The following is a 3687-nucleotide window of genomic DNA, read 5'->3' as shown; positions in this document are numbered from 1 at the left end:
GTCCGCCCCCGCCGCCCCCGGATCTGCGGTTTTTCTTGTCAGCGGCGAAGCCGCTGAGCCGAAACCAAGAATGCAACCGGACCACCCGCGGGTTCTCAGCGGCTTCCTCGCGAGGACAGCGATGTCGCCGTGTGCCGGACATACATCAGAAATCGCGGCCGCACCGAAAAGCGGGCAGCGAGGAAGCCGCTGAGGTTCCGCCACCTCAGTGCTACGCAAAATGAGCTGAGGGACAACAAGCGGTCAGATCAGCTGGACGTCGTCGATGAACCACTGGTCTCCTGAGTGCACCAGCGTCAGGCGCATCCGGGTGCGGTCGACCCGCGGTTCGGGGCTGTTGGTGTTGGTGATCGCCTGGTCGACGAACAGCAGCAGCACCGCGCGGTCCGTGCTCGATTCGGCGACGCCCGCGTGCAGCACCTCGCCCTTCGAGGTGGCCTGGTACTGCTGGATGAGTTGGGTGAGCCCGTCGCTGACCTCCTGGTACTGCCGCGCGAACGCGGGCGAGGAGTGCTGCGCGACGCGGTCGAAGTTCCCGGCCAGGTCCTGGTGGTCGTAGGTGGTCAGCGCCAGCGCGTACTCGCGACCCGCGGCGAGCGCGCCGGCGCGGGCGGCGTCCTCGGTGGCACGCCGGTGCAGCAGCCAGCCGGTGGTGGCGAGGCCGCCGAGCAGCAGCAGGACGACCGCGGCGGCGAGGACCGCCCGGCCGCCGGGCCGCCGTCGCCGCGCGGGTTCCGGGGTGCCGCTCGCCGCACCGGCCGCGGTGGTGTCCTCAGTGGACTCCACGATCGGCTCCGCAGCCGATTCCCCAGCCGATTCCACGGCGGGCTCCGCCGCGGAGCCCGCAGTCAACTCCGCGGTGGACTCCACGACGGGCTCCGCGTTGTGCTCCTGCATCCGTCCGGTCCCGTCCTGGCCGGTCGCCGTCTCGCCGCTCATCGCACTCCCTGGAACATGATCGAGGACCACGGCCGTGGTCCCAGCACCCCGCCGCCCGCGCTCGGCTCCGCGGTGGCGGGAGCACCCGGTGCCGGGTGCCGCACCGGCTCGGCGGCCGGTGTCCGGGGGCGCGGCGCGCTGTCGGCGCCGCGCTGTTCGAGGCCCGGCCCCGGCGCGCAGCTCCAGTCGAGCCGCGGTGCGCGCGGGGCGGTGTCGGTCGGGGGACGCCGTTCGGTGCCGTAGTAGCAGGCGGGCCCCTGGGCGGCGACGAGGTAGAAGTCGGCGACGTCGCCGTGCACGATGCTCGCCAGGTCGGACAGCCCCCGCGGCAGCGCGGTCATCGTCTCGCGCAGCGCGGGCACGTGGGCGCCGAGCACTTCCCCGGTGGTGAGCAGGTTGCCGAGCAGCGCGCTCGCGTCCCGCTCGCCGCGCGCGAGCAGGTCGGCCGCGGCCCGGGTGGTGCCGGGCGCGGTCTCGGCGAGGTGGCGCAGCGCCGGTTCCTGCGCGCGCGCCTGGTCGGCCAGCTCCCGCACCGAGGCCGCGAGCTCGGGCAGCCCGTCGGCCTGGTCCAGCAGTGCGGGCCCCTGCTCGGCGAGGTTCGCCAGCTGCGGTTCCCGTTCCACCGCGAGCCGGGTGAGGTCGCGGGTGCCGTCCAGGATGCGCCGCAGCTGCGGGGCGGTGCCGTCGAGCTCGGCGGCGGCCTCGGACAGCACCCGCACGTCGTGCGGGTCGATGCTCTCGGCGAGGTCGGTGGCGCGCACCAGCAGGGTCTCCAGCGGCAGCGGGGTGCTGGTGCGCTCGGCGCCGATCACGTCGCCGTCGCGCAGGTACGGCGGGGCGCCGGTGCCGGGCCGCAGGTCGAGGTGCTGCACGGCCATCGGGGTGTCCATGCTGATCCGCGCGGTGGTGTCGGCCGGGACGCGGCTGCCCGGGTCCAGCAGCAGCCGCACCGTGACGCCGTCGCCGCCGGGGTCGAGCCGGACGGACTCGACGGTGCCGGTGCGCACGCCGCGGTAGGTGACCTGGGAGGAGGCGGCGAGGCCCGCCGCGTCCGGCATCCGCACCGCTACCCGCACGGGCGTGCCGAGGGCGCGCGGGCCGAGCGCGGTGTCGAGCACGAACGCGGCGCAGCCGAGCCCGATGACGAGGAACAGGACGAGCTGGATCAGCACGGCGCGGCTCATCGGGTGCCTCCGGTCAGCAGGTCGACGGCGGATCCGGGCGGTACGAGCGCCGGCCCGGGCACCGGTGGCGGCCGCCCGGTCAGCAGCGGCAGCAGGCTGCCGGAGACGTCGAGGGTGCCGTCCAGGTTCAGGTAGTCGCCGGGGATGGCGCTGCCCAGCCGCTGCTGGAACGTGCGCAGCGAGGTGAGCGTGTCGGCGAGGTCGCCGTTGAACCCGGCCAGCGAGTCCAGCACCGGCCGCAGCGCGTCGAGCTGCGCGGCGAACGCGGGCCCGGCTTCGCGCACGATGCCGTCGCCGCTGCGGCCGAGTTCGGTGACACCGGTGAGCAGCCGGTCGAACCGCTCCCGCTGCCCCAGCAGCACGTCCACGGCCGGGGTGAGGTCGTGCAGCGCGGCCTCCAGCAGCGGGGTGTGCGCCGCGGTCTCGGCGGAGAGCCGGTGCAGCGAGTCGAGGGCGGTGTCGAACTCCGCGCGGTGCGAGTCCACTTCGGACAGCAGGGCGTCCAGCCGGTGCAGCAGGTCCCGCACCTCCGCTTCGCGCCCGCCGAGCGCGGTGTCGAGCTCGGTGACGATGGTGCGGGCCTGGTCGAGCCCGCTGCCGCCGAGCACGGTGCCGAGGGCGGCGAGGGTGTTCTCCAGGTCCGGGCCGCGGGCGGTGCGGTCCAGCGGGATGGTGGCGCCGTCGGCGAGCGGCTCGGTGGTGGCCGGTCGCGCGGGCGGTTCGAGCACCACGAACTGCTCGCCCAGCGCGGAGGTCAGCTCCAGGCGCGCGGCGGTGTCCGCGGGCAGCCGCAGCCCGGGCCGCAGCTCCAGCACCGCGACCGCGGTGAAGTCCTCGGTGGACAGCGCGCGCACCTGGCCGACGGTGTCCTGCCCGATCCGCACAGCGCCGCCGACGGGCAGCTCGGAGACGTCCTCGAACACGGCGGAGATCCGGGTTCCGCCGCTCCCCCCGGTCGGCAGCTCGTGCAGGCTCAGCCCGCAGCCGCCGGTCAGCAGCGCGACGCCCAGCAGCAGCGGCAACAGCCTGGCGGTGCTCATCGGCCACCTCCGGGCAGGGCGTGCAGCGGGTCCAGCTCCGGCGGGAACGGGATCGGGTTGACCAGGCCGGGCGCGGAGCACAGCGGCACCGGGATCCGCTCGCACAACCGGGCGGTGGCCGGGAACTGGTCGAGGGAGGTGGAGATGTTCAGCCGGATGCGCAGCCGTTCGTCGTCGGTGATGGCGCGGCTGAAGTTGCCGAACACCAGCGGCAGCTGGGTGAGCAGTTCGGCGAGCTGCTCGCGCTGCGCGGCGACCTGGCCGGTGGTGCCCGCGAGGTCGTGCACGCTGCCGGTGAGGTCGTCGCCGTGCTCGCGGACCAGCGCGTCGGCTTCGGCGAGCGCGCGGGTCAGCCTGCCGACGGTCTCGTCGAGGTGCAGCCGTTCGGCGTCGTAGTCCGCACCCGCCTGCCGCACCCCGGCCGCCAGTGATTCCACTGTGGACCGATGCGCGGACAGCGCGCGCACCAGCGAATCCAGGTTCCCGATCAGCGCCCCGATCCGCTCCCCGTCCCCCGCCAGCAC

General features: G+C 74.7%; 3 protein-coding genes and 1 pseudogene. All 4 read right to left on the bottom strand.

Annotated elements, in window-relative coordinates; all coding sequences use genetic code 11:
- Positions 1 to 243 precede the first annotated feature (243 nt).
- Positions 244 to 939 carry a VirB8/TrbF family protein gene (locus tag LCD33_RS28390; RefSeq protein ID WP_224978488.1) on the bottom strand — a complete coding sequence of 232 codons (696 nt, stop codon included), beginning with the start codon at positions 937 to 939 and terminating at the stop codon, positions 244 to 246.
- The gene (locus LCD33_RS28385; RefSeq protein WP_224978487.1) at positions 936 to 2123 is read right to left on the bottom strand and encodes an MlaD family protein; all 1188 of its coding nucleotides are present in this window, start codon (positions 2121 to 2123) and stop codon (positions 936 to 938) included. Before LCD33_RS28385 ends, LCD33_RS28390 begins: the two co-directional genes overlap by 4 nt.
- Positions 2120 to 3163, bottom strand: coding sequence for an MCE family protein (locus tag LCD33_RS28380; RefSeq protein ID WP_224978486.1), 1044 nt, complete (start codon positions 3161 to 3163; stop codon positions 2120 to 2122). Before LCD33_RS28380 ends, LCD33_RS28385 begins: the two co-directional genes overlap by 4 nt.
- Positions 3160 to 3687 (bottom strand): annotated as a pseudogene (locus LCD33_RS28375) (mammalian cell entry protein); the annotation flags it as partial. The pseudogene LCD33_RS28375 and the gene LCD33_RS28380, both read right to left, overlap by 4 nt.

Origin of the sequence: Saccharopolyspora sp. 7B (genome assembly GCF_020177435.1) — a bacterium.
Lineage (GTDB): Bacteria > Actinomycetota > Actinomycetes > Mycobacteriales > Pseudonocardiaceae > Saccharopolyspora_C > Saccharopolyspora_C gregorii.
This window is presented reverse-complemented; position numbering and strand designations above follow the sequence as displayed.

Coding starts and splice junctions, on each gene's coding strand:
- LCD33_RS28390 (WP_224978488.1), bottom strand. CDS start 939: ATGAGCGGCGAGACGGCGACCGGCCAGGACGGGACCGGACGGATGCAG.
- LCD33_RS28385 (WP_224978487.1), bottom strand. CDS start 2,123: ATGAGCCGCGCCGTGCTGATCCAGCTCGTCCTGTTCCTCGTCATCGGG.
- LCD33_RS28380 (WP_224978486.1), bottom strand. CDS start 3,163: ATGAGCACCGCCAGGCTGTTGCCGCTGCTGCTGGGCGTCGCGCTGCTG.